Source organism: Altererythrobacter sp. H2 (assembly GCF_035319885.1).
Lineage (GTDB): Bacteria > Pseudomonadota > Alphaproteobacteria > Sphingomonadales > Sphingomonadaceae > 34-65-8.
Genome location: NZ_CP141285.1, coordinates 1428780 through 1445946, shown reverse-complemented (window position 1 = coordinate 1445946; position 17167 = coordinate 1428780). Strand labels below are relative to the sequence as shown.

The 17167-nt window shown below is 64.4% G+C and carries 15 protein-coding genes; 2 read left to right on the top strand and 13 right to left on the bottom strand.

All coding sequences use genetic code 11. The annotated features are described in order from the left end of the window. Positions 1-181: 181 nt before the first annotated feature. Positions 182-1858, top strand: coding sequence for a hypothetical protein (locus tag U4960_RS07370; RefSeq protein WP_324262892.1), 1677 nt, complete (start codon positions 182-184; stop codon positions 1856-1858). A gap of 24 nt (positions 1859-1882) precedes the next feature. Here U4960_RS07370 and U4960_RS07365 read toward each other — a convergent pair whose 3' ends face one another. The 11 genes from U4960_RS07365 to pyrH all read right to left on the bottom strand — a co-directional run bounded on the left by U4960_RS07365 (position 1883) and on the right by pyrH (position 14317). Further along, positions 1883-3319 (bottom strand): aldehyde dehydrogenase family protein, encoded by a 1437-nt coding sequence (locus U4960_RS07365; protein WP_324262891.1) that lies wholly within the window; start codon positions 3317-3319, stop codon positions 1883-1885. Positions 3320-3371: 52 nt separating this feature from the next. Then, positions 3372-5027, bottom strand: coding sequence for an acetolactate synthase large subunit (locus U4960_RS07360; protein WP_324262890.1), 1656 nt, complete (start codon positions 5025-5027; stop codon positions 3372-3374). Between the two features lie 190 nt (positions 5028-5217). Beyond that, positions 5218-5685, bottom strand: coding sequence for a 3-hydroxyacyl-ACP dehydratase FabZ (gene fabZ / locus U4960_RS07355; RefSeq protein WP_324262889.1), 468 nt, complete (start codon positions 5683-5685; stop codon positions 5218-5220). Between the two features lie 28 nt (positions 5686-5713). Beyond that, complete coding sequence (locus U4960_RS07350; RefSeq protein ID WP_324262888.1) at positions 5714-6385, bottom strand: OmpH family outer membrane protein; 672 nt, start codon at positions 6383-6385, stop codon at positions 5714-5716. Continuing rightward, a complete protein-coding gene (gene bamA, locus U4960_RS07345) occupies positions 6385-9123 on the bottom strand; it encodes an outer membrane protein assembly factor BamA (protein ID WP_324262887.1) in 2739 nt (912 codons plus the stop codon). Before bamA ends, U4960_RS07350 begins: the two co-directional genes overlap by 1 nt. A 154-nt stretch (positions 9124-9277) precedes the next feature. Beyond that, positions 9278-10417 (bottom strand): RIP metalloprotease RseP, encoded by a 1140-nt coding sequence (gene rseP, locus U4960_RS07340; RefSeq protein WP_324262886.1) that lies wholly within the window; start codon positions 10415-10417, stop codon positions 9278-9280. After that, a complete protein-coding gene (gene dxr, locus U4960_RS07335; protein ID WP_324262885.1) occupies positions 10418-11572 on the bottom strand; it encodes a 1-deoxy-D-xylulose-5-phosphate reductoisomerase in 1155 nt (384 codons plus the stop codon). Next, complete coding sequence (locus U4960_RS07330) at positions 11569-12273, bottom strand: phosphatidate cytidylyltransferase (protein ID WP_324262884.1); 705 nt, start codon at positions 12271-12273, stop codon at positions 11569-11571. Before U4960_RS07330 ends, dxr begins: the two co-directional genes overlap by 4 nt. Further along, a complete protein-coding gene (gene uppS / locus U4960_RS07325) occupies positions 12233-12904 on the bottom strand; it encodes a polyprenyl diphosphate synthase (protein WP_324262883.1) in 672 nt (223 codons plus the stop codon). The genes U4960_RS07330 and uppS overlap by 41 nt, the downstream gene beginning before the upstream one ends. Before the next feature lie 130 nt (positions 12905-13034). Continuing rightward, positions 13035-13592 carry a ribosome recycling factor gene (frr, locus tag U4960_RS07320; protein ID WP_324262882.1) on the bottom strand — a complete coding sequence of 186 codons (558 nt, stop codon included), beginning with the start codon at positions 13590-13592 and terminating at the stop codon, positions 13035-13037. 2 nt (positions 13593-13594) lie between these two features. Beyond that, entirely contained in the window at positions 13595-14317 is a 723-nt protein-coding gene (pyrH, locus tag U4960_RS07315) for a UMP kinase (protein WP_324262881.1), read from the bottom strand. Between the two features lie 54 nt (positions 14318-14371). On the opposite strand from pyrH, the gene U4960_RS07310 reads away from it, so the two are divergent. Further along, entirely contained in the window at positions 14372-15226 is an 855-nt protein-coding gene (locus tag U4960_RS07310) for a metallophosphoesterase (protein WP_324262880.1), read from the top strand. Between the two features lie 64 nt (positions 15227-15290). Here the strand turns inward: U4960_RS07310 and tsf are convergent, their stop codons facing one another. After that, positions 15291-16217 (bottom strand): translation elongation factor Ts, encoded by a 927-nt coding sequence (gene tsf / locus U4960_RS07305; protein ID WP_324262879.1) that lies wholly within the window; start codon positions 16215-16217, stop codon positions 15291-15293. Positions 16218-16324: 107 nt separating this feature from the next. Beyond that, positions 16325-17083, bottom strand: a complete 759-nt coding sequence (rpsB, locus tag U4960_RS07300) for a 30S ribosomal protein S2 (protein ID WP_324262878.1) — start codon at positions 17081-17083, stop codon at positions 16325-16327. Positions 17084-17167: the final 84 nt, after the last annotated feature.

Below are 17167 nucleotides of genomic sequence, written 5' to 3'. Positions count from 1 at the left end.
AGAATGGTTAACACCCTGCGCGGCGCAGGTCCTTCCGGAATTGCCACAGTGCACGGGCCGTTAACCAATTCCGTCTACCCGCAATGCGCGGTTCAGAGACGGAATTATGGCATATTCGCGAGACATTGGCGGCCTTCAGTCCTTGCGATGCTGCTACGCATTTTTCCTGATCCTGTGCGTCATGTTTGCCTCGCCAGCCCACGCCGCGCTGACGTGGCAATTGCGGACCGGCGATGCGGCCACCAACCGGCAGGACTTGCTGATCGATTCAAACCAGTGCCCGGCCAAAGGCCCAACCGCTGCCTATGTTGGCGGGGTGATTACCAACACCGGATCCGCCACGGTCAGCAATATCGTGGCAACGGCGAGCGGGTTCGGCGCCAATGTCTACCTTGCCGGCGGGCAAGGAGCGGCACAGACCATCGGCTCCCTGGGCGCCGGTGAAAGCATCGGCGTCTACTGGTTCATCGGCTACGGTTGCGCGGACAACGCAACGGCCGCAATTGCTGCCACGGTCACATCCAGCCTCGGCACCCAGTCCAGCACCATCGACCTGACGATCAAGAAGTCCCTCAGCGCCAACGCCGGGGGTAACGTCCAGTCAGCGATCCTGGGCCCGGGCGCGGTGGTGGGCCAGACGGTCTATTTCGACACGGAATACGATTTCGGCGGCAGCGGCGCAGGGGACGAATACTACCTCCAGCCGTCCGGCGGACAGAACTTCAATGCAGCGTGCTTCCGCCTGGTCGGATCCCGGATCATGTCGAGCAATATCAATGCCGCCACCGTCGGCACGGTCAACCGGTTCTATTTTGTCCAGCCCAACAAGCAGGCCGGCAACAACTACTCGATCGGCGTGCGCTACAGCTTCCAGTACCTGTGTGCGGGCACATCCTCCACCGCGCGCCCCTATGCCGACCAGACTTCGGGAACTCAGCTGAAATACACCGGCAACTTTGACGGTACCGGCAGTGTCTCGATGGTCTATCCCGGGGCGACCAACCCTTTCACCATTACCAAGTCCGTCAGTCCCGCAGGTGCGCTCACCAACGAGGCGGGCGATCTCACCTATACGGTGACCATCAGCAATCCCTCGCCCCATCCGACCGTGCTTGACAGGATCGTCGACGTGCTGCCGGCCGGCATGACCTACGTCGGGCTTGCCAGCGGCAGTACCGTCACGGCCGCCAATTCCAGCTCGCTGCCCGCCACCGGTGCGACAGGAACCCTGACATTCCTGGGCAAGACCGGTTCAAGCTATGCCCTGCCAGGCGGCGGCTCAGTCACTCTGGTCTACAGTGCTACACGCCCGACTGCTGCGGGATCCTATGTCAATTCCGCGCAGGGCTATTTCGGGCAGGCCACCACGCCCATCGCCCAAGCCACATTCAAGCTGACAGAGCTGATCGATCTGGCGGTCACCAAGTCCAGCACCGCAGTGAACGATTTCATCAATCCGCAGGCCAACGCCAAGGCCCTTCCTGGCGCGCTGATCGAATATGCCATTACCGTCGAGAACCCGAATGACTTCGACATCGACACGAGCAGTCTCGTGGTGACCGATCGCACCCCGGAAGGCCTCGCCCTGTGTGTCACGGACATCACGGCCCCCGGCAGCGGCCCGGTGGCCTTCGCCGACGGCACCACCCCTTCGAATCTGGTGTACGGCTACACCTCGCTGATGAGCAGCGGAGACAGTCTGGAATTCTCCGACGACCTCGGGGCGACCTGGGATTACGCGCCAGCCCCCGCAGTTGACGGGTGTGACCCGGCAATCACGCACTTCCGGATCCGGCCCTCAGGCGCCATGGCCGGCGGGAGCAGCTTCTCGATCAATGCCCGCTACAAGATCAACTAGGGCACAGCCTGGCCATAGCCGCGTTCAGCCCTCCAGCCGGATCAGCAGGTTGCGGATCTCGCTCATGTCTTCCATCGCGAACCGCACGCCCTCGCGCCCCAGGCCGGAATCCTTCACCCCGCCGTAAGGCATGTTGTCGACCCGGAAGCTCGATACGTCGTTGACGCACACCCCGCCCACCTCGAGCTTGTCCCACGCCTTCATCACCTTGTGCAGGTCGCGGGTGAACAGGCCGGCCTGAAGCCCGAACTTGCTGTCATTGACTTCGGCCAGGGCTGCATCCCATTCGGTGAACTTCGACAGGATCGCGAGCGGGCCGAACGCCTCCTCGCGCACCGCGTCAGTATCACGCGGCACGTTTTCCAGCAGCGTCGCTTCCAGCATCGCGCCGTCGCGCTTGCCGCCGCACAGCAGCGTGCCTCCGGCGGCGACCGCAGCCTGGATCCACTTGTCCAGCCGCGCCGCTTCCTTCTCGGAAATCATCGGGCCGATGAAGGTCTCGCGGTCCTTGGGGTCGCCTGCTTTGAGCGTTTTCGTCTTCGCCACCAGCATGTCACGGAACCGGTCGTAGATATCGGCATGAACGATGATCCGCTGCACCCCGATGCAGCTCTGGCCGGACTGGTAGAACGCGCCAAACACGATCCGCGCCAGCGCGTGGTCGAGGTCGGCGTCCTTGTCGACCACCACGGCCGCATTGCCGCCCAGTTCGAGCACGACCTTCTTCTTGCCCGCGCGCGCCTTGAGGTCCCAGCCGACGCCGGGCGAGCCGGTGAAGCTCAGGAGCTTCAGGCGCTCGTCCGTGGTGAACAGGTCGGCCCCGTCACGGCTGGCAGGCAGGATGCTGAATGCGCCTTCGGGCAGATCAGTTTCGGCCAGCACCTCACCCATGATGATCGCGCCTAGCGGGGTCAGGCTGGCAGGCTTCATCACGAACGGACAACCGATGGCAATCGCGGGCGCAATCTTGTGCGCCGCCAGGTTGAGCGGAAAGTTGAACGGGCTGATGAAGCTGCAGGGGCCGATCGGCACCCGCTTCCACATCGAATAATAGCCCTTGGCGCGGGGGGATATGTCGAGCGGCTGGATTTCGCCGTAATTACGGGTCGATTCCTCTGCCGCGATGCGGAAGGTGTCGATCAGCCGGGTGACCTCGCCTTCGGCATCGTTCAGCGGTTTGCCCGCTTCCACGCACAGCGACCAGGCCAGCTCGTCGAACCGCTCGCGGAACCGCTTCACACAATGATCGAGCACCGCCTGCCGCTCGAAACTGGCCATCTCCGCCATCGGCTCGGCCGCGCGCACCGCGCCGGCAATCGCCTGGTCGATGATATCCGGTGTCGCCAGCGCGGTGCGGAAGGCGACTTCGCCGGTGAACTTGTCGGTCACCGCAAGATCGGTGTTCGGCTGCACCGCCTTGTTGTTGAGGTAGAGCGGATAGGTGTTTTGCAGTTGAACCACGTGCCAATTCCTTCGTCACCCCGGGCCTCGCCCGGGGTCCCGCATTGCTTGCTTACAGTTCCTTCGACAGCCGCTTGATGTCGATGTTCAGAATCTGGTCGTTCTCAGTGTAATCGACCGGGCAATCGATCAGGTGGACCCCCGGCGTATCGCGGCAATGGGCCAGCACCTGCCTGAGATGGCTGGCGCTTTCCACCCGGTGCCCCTTGGCCCCATAGCTTTCGGCATACATCACGAAATCGGGGTTGCCATAGGTCAGGCCGAAATCCTTGAAGCCCATGTTGGCCTGCTTCCAGCGGATCATGCCGTAAGCATCGTCGCGCAGGATCAGCACCGTCAGGTTGAGGCCGAGGCGGACGGCGGTTTCCATCTCCTGGCTGTTCATCATGAAGCCGCCATCCCCGCAGACCGCCATGACCTTGCGTTCGGGATAGAGCATGGCGCTCATCATCGCGCTCGGCAGGCCGGCTCCCATGGTCGCCAGCGCATTATCGAGCAGCACGGTGTTGGGCAGGTAGGCGGTGTAATTGCGCGCGAACCAGATCTTGTAGACCCCGTTGTCGAGGCAGATGATGCCGTCTTCCGGCATGGCCTCGCGCACCGCCTGGACCAGATGGGGCGGGAAGATCGGGAAGCGTTCGTCGGCTGCAAGCGGCGTGGTGTGGTCTACCTCTGCCTTGCGGTAGGCGAGCATGTGGTCGAACTTCCACTTGCCCTGCGGCATCACGTCTTCCTTGATCTGCCAGATCGCGTTGGCGATATCGCCGATCACCTCGATCTGGGGGAAATAGACCGGATCGACTTCAGCAGTGCGCGTCGAGACGTGAATCACGCAGGGGCCGCCGGCCTTCATGAAGAAGGGCGGCTTTTCAATCACATCGTGTCCGATGTTGACGATGCAGTCGGAGTCTTCGATTGCCCGGTGGACAAAGTCCCCGGCGGACAGCGCAGCGCAGCCCAAGAACAGCGGGTGCCGCTCGTCGATCACGCCCTTGCCCATCTGGGTGGTGACGAACGGGATGCCGGTCTTGTCGATCAGCTGCCGCAGCATCCGCCCGGTCATCTTGCGGTTGGCACCGGCGCCGATCACCAGCACCGGGGCCTTGGCTGCCTCGATCGCCTCCACCGCCTGGCGCACGGCCTTGTGCTCGGCTGAGGGGCGGCGTGCGAGCGAGCGCTTGATCGGCTGGCTGTCGGTCTGCTCCTCGGCAATGTCTTCGGGAAATTCGAGATGGACCGCGCCAGGCTTTTCCTCTTCGGCCAGGCGGAACGCCTCGCGCACGCGGCTGGGGATGTTGTCACCTGCGGCGAGCTGGTGGGTGTACTTGGTGATCGGCCCCATCATGGCGACCACGTCGAGGATCTGGAAGCGGCCCTGCTTCGACTTCTTGATCGGCTTCTGGCCGGTGATCATCAGGATCGGCATTCCCCCCAGCTGGGCATAGGCGGCAGCGGTGACGAAATTGGTGGCACCCGGGCCCAATGTGGCGATGCAGACGCCGGTCTTGCCGGTGTGGCGGCCATAGGTCGCCGCCATGAAGCCGGCGCCCTGTTCGTGCCGGGTCAGGATCAGCTTGATCTTGCTCGAATAGGAAAGGCTTTCGAGGAAATCGAGGTTCTCTTCCCCCGGAACGCCGAAGATGTATTCGACGCCTTCTTCCTCAAGGCACTGGATAAACAGATCGGATGCTTTTTGCTTGTCGGCCATCGCGCTTTCCCCCTCGTGGGCTGCCAAGGGGCAGCCCGGAATCCCGTGGTCGCGACCGCCGGTGGCTGGGAAACGGCATCCTGCCACTCTCGTCGGACACGGGCCTACCAAAAGGCCGGACGGGAGTCACCGGTTTTGAGGGGAAATCGGCCCGCAGGTGGCAATCCTGCGGAAGGAGGCTGATTGAGGCCTAATCGGCGGGCGGATCGGCAATCATCGCGGTGAACTCGACCTCGCAGGTGGTCTTGCCCTCGACGCTGGCCCGCCCCTTGAACTTGTAGACGCGGCTGCGCTTCTGGAGGAACGCAACCTCGAGATCGAGCAGGCACCCGGGCGTCACCGGGCTGCGGAACTTGGCGTTCTCTATCCCCATGAAATAGACCAGCTTGCCTGTCCCGGCGAGTTGGAGGGTTTCGATCCCGAGGATCGCTGCTGCCTGCGCCATGGCCTCGATCTGAAGCACGCCGGGCATGATCGGCGCGCCGGGGAAATGGCCCTGGAAGAACTCTTCGTTGAAGGTCACCGCCTTCACCGCATGGATCCGTTCGCCCAGCTCGATCGACTTGACCCGATCGACCAGCAGCAAGGGATAGCGGTGCGGCAGGGCCTTGAGCACCTTGCGGATATCGTAAGCGGCCGTGCCGCCTGCGTCACTCATTGCCCTGCCTCTCTCTGTCGCGCAAAAATCAGCGGCCCTGCGGGGCCGGCTGCTGCTGTTGCTGCTGCTGCATCGCCGCCTGCTGCTGCGCAGCGGCCATCAGCACCTGCTGCACGGTCTGGTGAGTGGAGACCGTATCGCGCCGCGGCTGCCAGTTGGCCGGCGGGGTGATGGTCACCGTCGGCAGCCGGGTGTCGAGCGCCTTCAGGATATCGTTGGTGATGTTGAACCCTTCGGGAGCCTGCTGGATCGCGTCGGGCGACAGCAGCACCTGGACCTTCTTGGCCTGGAGCACCTGGTTCTGGGCGTTGGCATAATCGTTGATCAGCTGCTCGATCACGTAATACTGGGCCAGCGCGATCGGCTGGGTCAGTTCGTTGGCCTGCTGGTCCTTCTGCTGCAGCTGCGTCACCTGGGCGCTGCCAGCGGCAACTTCCTGCTCGGTCAGCTGGCCATCACCATTGGTGTCGAGCTGCTGCTGGAGCGTGTTCATCTCCTGGCGCAGGGCGCGGACCTGCTGGATCGCCTGGGAATACTGCTGATCGATCTGCTGGTAGGCGGCGATGCGCGCGGCAGAGCGGACAATCACGGCCTCCGGGCTGGCGGTGGCCATGCCGTTGAGCTGGGCCGAAGCCGGCGCGGATGCCATGGCCACGGCCGCAAGCGCAGCACCGGCAAACAGCTTGGTGGAAATGTTCATCAGAATTGTGTTCCTACGTTGAATGTGAATTTCTTGGTGTCATCGCCCTCGGCCTTTCTAAGCACGTGAGCAAAATCGATCCTGAACGGACCGAACGGCGAGTTCCAGTTGACCCCGATCCCGATTGACACGCGCGGGCTCGGCGTATCCCCGAGGAACACCTCGCGGAACGGCGCGATGTTGGAAACCAGCGCGGTGTTGTTGGCGTTTGTCAGACAGGCCGGGGGGCTGGGATTGATCGGATTGGTCACGGTCGACGTGCCGGTGGGGGTGCAGACCCCGTTGACGACTTCGGCGGCGGTGACCTGGGTGAACAGCGGCGCACCGTTGGCATCGCGGATCGGGAGGTCGATCCCGCCCGGGAACGGGCTTTGCTGCAGTGCCGGTGCGGTGACGTTGAACAGCGCCCCCACGTCCATGAACACCGACGGGCGCAAGCCCAGTTCGCGGGCACCCGAGCCAAGCGGAATCTCGAGCTCCAGCCGGCCGAGGTAGTAGGCGTTGCCGCCGATGGCGTCGTCAGCCACGCGGTTGCGGTCGGTGATGATCAGCGGCACCGGATTGTTCGGGTCCGGGCTGTCCGGATCGGCGATAATCGGCTGGCGCAGCACGCGCGGGCCGACGCCGCGAATATCGAACCCGCGGAACTGGGGCTCGCCGAGGAAGAAACGGTCAGTCAGGCGGACATCATCTTCGCCCGGACCGCGATCGGACAGGCCCTTGATGTAGCCCCCTTCAACCGAGGCGGAGAAGATGAAGCCGTTGAGCACCGGCCAGTACTTGGCCGCCTTGCCGCGCACCCGCAGATACTTGACCGAGCCGCCCAGCCCGGCAAATTCGGTGGTCAGCGAGACAGCCTCGCCCCGGCTAGGGCGCAGGCGGCTGTCAAGGGTGTCGTACGCCAGCGTCAGGCCGAGGATCGAACTGGTCCGCTTGCCGAGGGCATCGCACAGGAACCGGCCCGCGAGCAGCGGCTCGCAGGTGGGAATGCCATCGCCGTCAAGGTCGGCAAAGAACTGGTTCTCATCGAGCGTGATGTCGTCGAAGTTAAGGGTGTAGCTGGCCACCGCCGAAATATATTCGGTCAGGGCGACACCTGCCCGCAGCGATCCGCCGGTGGTGGCCTGCTTGAAGGTGGTGTTGCGGCTGGCGTTGGTGAAGTTGAAGCTGTTCACGTCGCGCCGGTAAAGGTCGAACCCGGCCGATACGTTGCGATCAAACACGTAAGGTTCGGTGAAGCTGAGGTTGAACGAGCGCGAGAACCGCGACCAGTTGACGCCCACACCCACCGTCTGGCCCCGCCCGCGGAAGTTGCGCTGGCGCACCGAAGCGGCAAGGATGAAACGCTCCAGCGAGGAGAAGCCCGCAGAAAGCTGGAGCTCGCCGGTCGGCTGTTCCTGCACGTTGGCTTCGAGCACGATCCGGTCAGGCGCGCTGCCTTCCTTCTGCTCGATCTCGAAGTTTTCCTGGAAGTAGCCGAGCGACTTGATGCGCGCGCTCGACCGTTTGACCTGGAGCGAATTGAACGCATCGCCTTCGGCAATCCGGAATTCGCGCCGCACCACCTTGTCCTGGGTCAGGGTGTTGCCGTTGACGTCGATCCGCTCGACATAGACCCGCGGCGCTTCGCGGATGACGTAGCGGACGTCCATGGTCAGGTCGTCCTTGTTGCGGGTGAACTGCGGCGCAACATCGGCGAAGGCATAACCGAAGGTGCCGGCCAGTTCGCTCAGCTGTTCGACCGTGTCCTCGACCGACTTGGCATTGTACCAGTCGCCCGTTTTCATGGGCAAGCGGGAGGTCATCGTTTCGCCGTCGAAATCGCGCAGCTGGCTTTCGACCTGGACATCGCCGAACTTGTAGCGCTCACCCTCTTCCACCACGTAGGTGATGATGAAATCGCGCTGGTCGGGGGTCAGCTCGGCCACCGCCGAAATTACCCGGAAATCGGCATAGCCCTCAGTCAGGTAGAACTGGCGCAGCTTCTGCTGGTCGAAGGCCAGGCGGTCAGGATCGTAGCTGGTGTTGGAGCTGAAGAAGCGGGTGAACCGCGCTTCCTTGGTGATCATCTCGCCCTTGATTTCACCGTCGCTGAACTGCTCGTTGCCGATGATGTTGATCTGGCGGACCTTGGACTTGGGCCCTTCCGAGATTTCATAGACGATATCGACGCGGTTCTGGTTCAGTTCGACCAGCTTGGGCTCGACCGTGGCGGCATAGCGGCCCTGGCGCTTGTACAGCTCGATGATCCGGGCGGTATCGGCGCGGACCTTGGAACGGGTGAAGATCTGGCGCGGAGCCAGCTTGATTTCAGGCAGGATCTTGTCGTTCTTGATCCGCTTGTTGCCTTCCAGGATGATCCGGTTGACCACAGGGTTTTCGGTCACCTCGATCACCACCGCGCCGCCGTCGTTGCGGACGCTGGCATTGGAGAACAGCTCGGTGGCGTAGAGATCCTTGATCGCCTGGTCAGCCGCCACCTGGGTGTAGACATCGCCCGGACGCAGTCGGATGTAGGACAGGATCGTCTGCGCTTCGAGCCGCTCGGCCCCGACCACCGCGATCGTGCGGATCACGTTCTGCTGGGGAGCAACGGCTGGCGCGGGCTGAGCGGCGGGCGCGTCTTGCGCAGCGGCAAGGGCAGGCATTCCCGCCAGCACAGTGCAACCGAGCAGGGCAGCGGCAAGGCGGCCGCCGCGTGACGCTGCACCGCTGCGGGAAATCTGGCTCTTCGTCATCGACACGGTGTTCCCGTCCAATCTCTACAATCGCAACCCCGGCGTCGGCCCATCGGACCCCGCGCGGACTAAAGGCGCCCTCTGCCCGATGCACGCACCCCAATCAAGCACAGCAACAAGCCAACCCCCGTGCTTTTCCGGCCTCTCACCGCAATCACCCGCCAAACACCGGCAGCGAGACCAGGTCGTTGACCGTCACAAACACCATCAGCATCAGCACGAGCGCCACACCGGTGCGGAACGCCAGTTCCTGCCCCTTCGGCCCCACCGGTTTGCGGCGGACCGCTTCTGCCGCGTAAAATGCCAGGTGACCACCATCGAGGGCGGGGATTGGCAAGAGGTTGATGAACGCCAAGTTAAGCGAGATCAGGGCCATGAATTCGAAGAAGGCAAGCGGGCCCAGGCTGAACTGCTCGCCGGAGTATTTGGCGATCTTCACCGGGCCGCCGAGCTCGCGCACTGACCGGTCACCGCTGAAAATCTGCCCGATGCCGGTCACCATGGTGCGGACCAGGTACCAGCTATGCTCAACCGCCATGACCGAGGCGGTGATCGGTCCCTGCCGCTCGAATTCCACCTCGACCGCCCCGGGCATCACGCCGATCAGCCCGATGGTGGAGGCGTTGCCGAACTGATCAGTCACTTCCATCCGGTTGGTGGTGATGTCGAACGTGCGGGATGCGCCGTCCCGCAGCACTTCCACTGCAAAGGTCCGGCTCGGATGGAGCATGATTTTGCTCTGCACTTCGCGGAAATTCGCCACCGGCTTGCCGTCAATCGCGACGATCCGGTCACCAACCTGAACCCCTGCGGCTCTGGCAGCCGAATTCTCGCTGAAACCGGCAATCGTCAGCTGGTCATCCGTCCCGACCGGCACCGGCTTGCCCAGGACCATGAAAAAGGCCGCGAAGATCGCCAGCGCGACCACGATATTGGTCACCGGTCCGGCCGCCACGATCAAGGCACGCTGCCACAGCGGCTTGAAATGGAAGGCATCCTGCCGCTCGTGGGCCGGGATCGCGGCCAGCGCATCCTCGTCGGGAACGCTTGCCGGGTTCATGTCGCCCTTGAACTGGACATAACCGCCCAGCGGCAGGGCGGAAATCTTCCAGCGGGTGCCGCGTTTGTCGGTCCAGCCGAACAGCTCCTTGCCGAACCCGACCGAGAAGGCTTCCGCCTTCACCCCGAACCAGCGGCCGACCAGATAGTGGCCAAACTCGTGCACTGTCACCAGCGGGCCGAGGACCAGCAGGAACCCGGCGATATACATCCAGAAAGGGGGGGATTCGAACACCTAAGCGGTCTCCAGCAGGCCCTGCGCCTGTGCACGCGCTTCCCGGTCAACGGCCAGAACCTCTGCCAGCGCAGCGGGTGCGGAAGGGGCGTAGCGGGCCATTGTCTCTTCCACAATTACCGCAATCCGGGTGAACGACAAGTGACCGGCGAGGAAAGCCGCCACCGCCACCTCGTTGGCTGCGTTGAGAACCGCCGGCATCGCCCCGCCCGCTTCCGCCGCCTGACGGCTGAGGCGGGTCGCAGGGAAGCGCTGTTCGTCAGGCGCTTCGAAGGTCAGCTGGCCAAGTGCGGCAAGATCGAGCGGGGTGCAGGGCGTATCCATCCGCTCCGGCCAGGCCAGGCACGAGGCAATCGGCACCCGCATGTCGCTGGGGCCGAGCTGGGCCAGGGTGGACCCGTCACGGTATTCGACCATCGAATGGATCACGCTCTGCGGATGGACCACGATCTTCAGCTTATCCAGCCCGACCGGGAACAGGTGCCAGGCCTCGATCAGCTCCAGCCCCTTGTTGAACATGGTGGCGGAATCGACGCTGATCTTGGCGCCCATATCCCAGTTGGGGTGCGCCACCGCCTGCGCCGGGGTGGCAGCGGCGAGCTGCTCCATGCTCCAGGTCCGCAAGGGGCCGCCGCTGGCGGTCAGCGTGATCGAGCGGACATGCTCGATGCGGTTGCCAGCCAGGCACTGGAAGATCGCGTTATGCTCGCTGTCGGTCGGCAGGAGGGTCGCCCCGCCCTGCCGCGCTGCCGCCATCAGCACATCGCCTGCCGCGACCAGCGCTTCCTTGTTGGCCAGAGCAATGGTGCCGCCGCGCTCAGCTGCGGCCATGACCGGGGCAAGGCCGGCACAGCCGACAATCGCGGCTACCGTCATGTCGACCGGGCGCATTGCCGCCTCCACCAGGGCCTGCTCCCCGCCAGCAGCTACGATCCCGGACCCGGCCAGCGCCGCGCGCAGGGCCGGCAGGCAGCCCTCGTCTCCGCACACTGCCAGCGCCGCACCAAATTCGCGGGCCAGCGCGGCGAGCTTATCGGTATTGCCGTTGGCGGTCAGCACCTCGACCCGCCAGTCATCGCGGTTGCGGCGGATCAGGTCGAGCGTCGAATCGCCGATCGAACCGGTCGCGCCAAGAACGGTGATCGAGCGAGTCACGGATGCATCAGCCACAGCGGCAGGGCGACGATTGCCACCGGCAACAGCCCATCAACCCGGTCAAACACCCCGCCGTGGCCGGGGATCACGCGGGAGCTGTCCTTGACCCCCGCCCGCCGCTTGAGCCAGCTTTCGAAAAAGTCGCCCATCTGCGCCACCACTGCCAGCATCGCGCCGATGGCAAAGGCAATCGCCAGCATCGGCGACCAGGCCGCCTCGCCCGCGTTCCAGATGAAGGTCCCTGCCGCCACCAGCCCGGCCGCCAGCATCCCGCCATAAAGGCCCGCCCACGTCTTGGACGGACTGATCCTCGGCGCAATCTTGGGGCCGCCGAAGGTGCGCCCGCTGAAATAGGCCCCCGTATCGGTCGCCACCACGATCAGGATCACGCCGAGCAGCACGCCGACCGGCATCTGCACCAGGGCATAGGCCGCCAGACCGACATAGATGGCGCCAGCCAGCAGGCCGACGAGCCGCGCTACGCCGGGCCTTGAGGCGATTGTTACCAGCCGGGCCAGTTCGACCAGGCACGCGAGCGCGACCAGCAGGATAAAACCATCCAGCCAGGGGTCGCCCAGCCACAATGCCGCCCCGGCTACCGCCAGCATGACCACGGCAGAGGCAGTCCGCACGCCGAGATCGGCATTGCGTGCCCGCCCGTCACCGACCACCATAGCGCCGCTCCCGATTGGCAAAGTCATCCAGCGCCTGCTGCAGGTGCGCCGGCGTAAAGTCCGGCCACAACGTGTCGACGAACAGCATCTCGGCATAGGCGCATTGCCAGAGCAGGAAGTTCGACAGCCGCACTTCGCCGCTGGTGCGGATCAGCAGGTCGAGCGGCGGCAGGTCGGCCGTGTCCAGGTTGGCGGCAATCGTCTCGGGCGTGATGTCCCCTGCGGTCGCCGCCTTGGCCGCGGCGCGCGCGATCTCGTTCTGCGAGCCGTAGTTCAGCGCGACCGCGATGGTGCGGCTGCCCCCGGCGGTCTGCTCCAGCGCGTCTTTGAGCATGGCCACGATATCCGGTGCCAGCGCCTGCCAGTCACCGATGATTTTGAGCTTCACGTCATTGGCAATGAATTCCGGCAGGTCCGATTTGATGAACTTGCGCATCAGGTTCATCAGGTCGTCGACCTCTTCCTCTTCGCGCTTCCAGTTCTCGCTGCTGAAGGCGTAGAGCGTCAGGCATTCGATGCCCGTCCCTTCGAGCCCGCGGACCAGCTCGCGCACCGCCTCCACCCCGCGCTGGTGACCCATCGCACGCGGCAGGAAGCGGCGCTTGGCCCAGCGTCCGTTGCCGTCCATGATGATGGCGACGTGTCTGGCGGTCGTCATAGCCCAATCCCGTTGGCTGCGCCGAGCTGCGCTCCCGGGAGAGAGGGTCGGGAGAGGGGGAATTCAGGGACTTCCGAGGTGTGATAATCCCCTCTCCCCGACCCTCGCCCCTGAAGGGGAGAGGGCGTTATCACTGAGTCAGGATTTCCTTGACCTTGGCCGCCACGGCCGCGTCGATATCGGCGACATACTTGTCGGTCAGCTTCTGGACATCGTCCTCCGACCGCTTGCGGTCATCCTCGGAGATTTCCTTCTTCTTTTCGTCTTCCTTGAGCGATTCCATCCCGTCGCGGCGCACATTGCGGATCGCGATCTTGGCCTTCTCGCCATATTCCCCGGCCAGCTTGGCCAGCTCCTTGCGGCGGTCCTGGGTCAGGTCCGGCAGCGGCAGGCGCAGGGTCTGGCCATCGATCATCGGGTTGAGGCCGAGGTTGGCCTTGGCAATGCCCTTTTCCACCGCAGTCATGTTGGACTTGTCCCACACCTGCACGCTGAGCATGCGCGGATCGGGGGCCGACACGGTCGCCACCTGGCTCAGCGGCATCATCGCGCCATAGACCTCGCACACCACCGGATCGAGCAGGGCCGTGTTCGCCCGGCCGGTCCGCAGGCCGCCGAGATCGCTCTTCAGGCTGTCCACCGCGCCCTGCATACGGCGCTCGATATCGTTCTTGTCGTACTTGGCCATGGTCAGGCTTCCTTCTGCACTACTGTCTGGACGCCGCCACCGGCCAGCACCCGCGCCAGATTGCCCTTTTCGCGGATCGAGAAGACCACGATCGGGATCGCGTTGTCACGGCACAGGGCCACGGCCGAGGCGTCCATCACCTTGAGATTGTCTGCCAGCACCTTGTCATAGGTGACTGTGTCGTAACGAACCGCAGCGCTGTTCTTCTTGGGGTCGCTGTCATAGACCCCGTCCACGCTGGTGCCCTTGAACAGGGCATCGCACCGCATTTCGGCGGCCCGCAGCGCGGCGCCGGAATCGGTGGTGAAATAGGGCGCGCCCACGCCTGCGGCAAAAATGACCACGCGGCCCTTTTCCAGATGACGCTCGGCCCGGCGGCGGATCACCGGCTCGCACACCTGGTCCATCGAGATGGCGGACTGGACCCGCGTCGGTACGCCCAGCTGCTCCAGCGCGCTCTGCATGGCCAGCGCGTTCATCACGGTGGCAAGCATGCCCATATAGTCGGCCTGCGCGCGGTCCATCCCCTGGGCCGCGCCTGCCATGCCGCGGAAAATATTGCCGCCGCCGATGACGAGGCACAGCTCCAGCCCGGTTTCCTTGGCCGCCTTCACTTCCTTGGCCAGCTCCAGCACGAAGGCGGGATCGATCCCGAACTGCTGGTCTCCCATCAGCACCTCACCCGACAGCTTGAGAAGAATGCGTCTGGCGGCAGGAACAGTCATGGGCGATCAGAATCCGGTTGCGATGGCGTGCCGCGCTCCTTAGCCGCTAGGTCCATGACGCGCAAAGGGGAAAGGCGGAAGGGTCTGTGGCGCGTGCTCGCGCTGCTGGTGGTTCTCGCCCTGGCGCTGGCGGGGAAGGCATGGTCCGACACCATGGGCGATCCCCAGGTGCGGCACACCGAATTCGTCCACAAGGGTTTGCCGGGCGGGTCTTCGCCCGTCCGGATCGCCTTGCTGAGCGATATCCACGTCGCCGGGCCGGATATGCCGCCCGAGCGGCTGGTGCGGATCGTGGCGCAGGTCAACGCGCTGGAGCCGGACCTGGTGCTGATCGCCGGCGACCTGGTCAGCGACAAGATGCTCGCGACGCGTGTCTATCCGGCGGAGGAAATCGTCGCCCCGCTGGCTGGTCTGAAGGCAAGGCTGGGCGTCATCGCGGTGCCCGGCAACCATGACCACTGGTTCGACATGCCAGGTCTGGCAGCCGAGCTCGACAAGCATGGCATAATTCTGCTGGCGAATTCCGCGCGCGTGGCCGGGCCCCTCGTCATTGGCGGTCTGGACGATGATTTTACCCGGCGCGCGGACCTGCGGCAGACGCTTGACGCCATGGCGCCGCTGCGGGGCGCGCGGGTTCTGCTCAGCCACAGCCCCGATCCCTTCCCCGACGTGCCCAACAGCGTGCCGCTGGTTCTCGCCGGGCACACCCATTGCGGCCAGATTGCCTATCCCTGGGGCGGTGCGCCTGCGACCATGTCGGACTATGGCGACCGCTACGCCTGCGGGCGGGTGGACGAGCATGGCAAGGCGCTGGTGGTCGGCGCGGGGCTTGGCACCAGTCTGGCCCCGGTGCGCCTGTTTACCCCGCCGGAGATCTGGCTGATCGAGGTCAGGCCAGCCTCTCGCTGACAGCAAAACGGCCGCCGGACAATCAGTCCGGCGGCCGCCTGGATTGCAATCGCGTGGAAGCGGCTCAGCCCTTGACGGCGGCAGCCACTTCGGCAGCGAAGTCGGTTTCTTCCTTCTCGATGCCTTCGCCGAGCTGGAAGCGGACATAGTCCTTCAGCACGATCGTGGTGCCGGCATCCTTGCCCGCCTTGGCCACGACTTCGGCAATCGGGGTCTTGTTGTCCATCACGAACACCTGGCTGAGCAGGGCGTTTTCCTTGGCGAACTTGGCCACCGCGCCGTCGACCATCTTGGCCTGGACTTCGGCGGGCTTGCCGCTTTCGGCAGCCTTTTCAGCGGCAACCTTGCGCTCACGCTCGATCACGTCGGCATCGAGGCTGGCAGCATCGAGCGCCATCGGGAAGGCGGCGGCGATGTGCATCGCCAGCTGCTTGCCGAGCGGTTCGAGCACATCGGCCCCGGCTTCGCTTTCCAGCGCAACCAGCACGCCGATCTTGCCGAGGTTCGGCGCAGCGGCATTGTGCATGTAGGGAACGACCACGCCGTGGGCGACTTCGACCGTCTTCATGCGGCGAACCTGCTGGTTCTCACCGATGGTGGCGACATTGTCGGTCAGCTTGTCGCCGACGGTGCCGCCATCAGGGTAAGCGGTGCCCTTGAGCGCTTCGACATCGTCACCCGATACGCCCAGCGCCACTTCGGTGGTCTTGCGGACGAAATCCTGGAACTTGTCGTTCTTGGCAACGAAGTCGGTTTCCGAGTTCACTTCGACAGCGACGCCGCGGGTGCCGGAAACAGCCACGCCCACGAGCCCTTCGGCGGCGGTGCGGCTCGACTTCTTCTGGGCGGTGGCGAGGCCCTTGGCGCGCAGCGCGTCAACTGCGGCTTCGATGTCGCCACCCGTCGATTCGAGCGCCTTCTTGGCGTCCATCATGCCCGCGCCGGTCTTTTCGCGCAGGGCCTTCACGTCAGCGGCAGTGAATGCAGCCATGGTGATTTTCCTTCTTGTCTGAAATCAGGGCGCCGGGCCCTGAATGGGGGATGGCCCGGCGCACTAGGAGTGGAGTGTTGCGATCTGGCGACCGCACGCCCGGGGAATTACGCCTCTGCGGCGAGTTCCTCGGTCGGCGGCGTGTCCATGGCACCGAAATCGGCGCCCGACTGCATCACCTTGGCACCCCGACCGGCCAGGGCCGCATCGCGAATGGCGTCGCAGTAAAGCCGAACGGCGCGGGCCGCGTCATCGTTGCCCGGAACCGGGAAAGCGATGCCGCTGGGATCGACGTTGGTATCGAGGATGCCAACCACCGGGATGCCGAGCACGTTGGCTTCCTTGATGGCCAGGTCTTCCTTGTTGGCGTCGATCACGAACATGACGTCAGGAATGCCGCCCATGTCGCGGATGCCGCCAAGCGACATTTCCAGCTTGTCGCGCTCACGCGTCAGCTGGAGCACTTCCTTCTTGGTCAGGCCCGAGGTTTCGCCCGAGAGCTGCTCTTCAAGAGTCTTGAGGCGCTTGATCGACTGGCTGATGGTCTTCCAGTTGGTCAGCATGCCGCCGAGCCAGCGGTGGTTGACGAAGTGCTGGCCGCAGGCGCGGGCCGCTTCGGCAATCGGCTGCTGGGCCTGGCGCTTGGTGCCGACGAACAGCACCTTGCCGCCCGAACGCACGGTCGCTTCGACGAAATCGAGCGCGCGCGCGAACAGCGGCACGGTCTGCGACAGGTCGATAATGTGGACACCGTTGCGCGCGCCGAAGATGTACGGCTTCATCCGCGGGTTCCAGCGGTGGGTCTGGTGGCCGAAGTGCGATCCGGCTTCAATCAATTGCTGCATCGTGACGACTGGAGCCGCCATAGGATAATTCCTTTCCGGTTATGCCTCTGGACAACTGGAACCGCTTGCGGAGAGTCTGACGACCTGGCCCGCTGGCGGCACCGG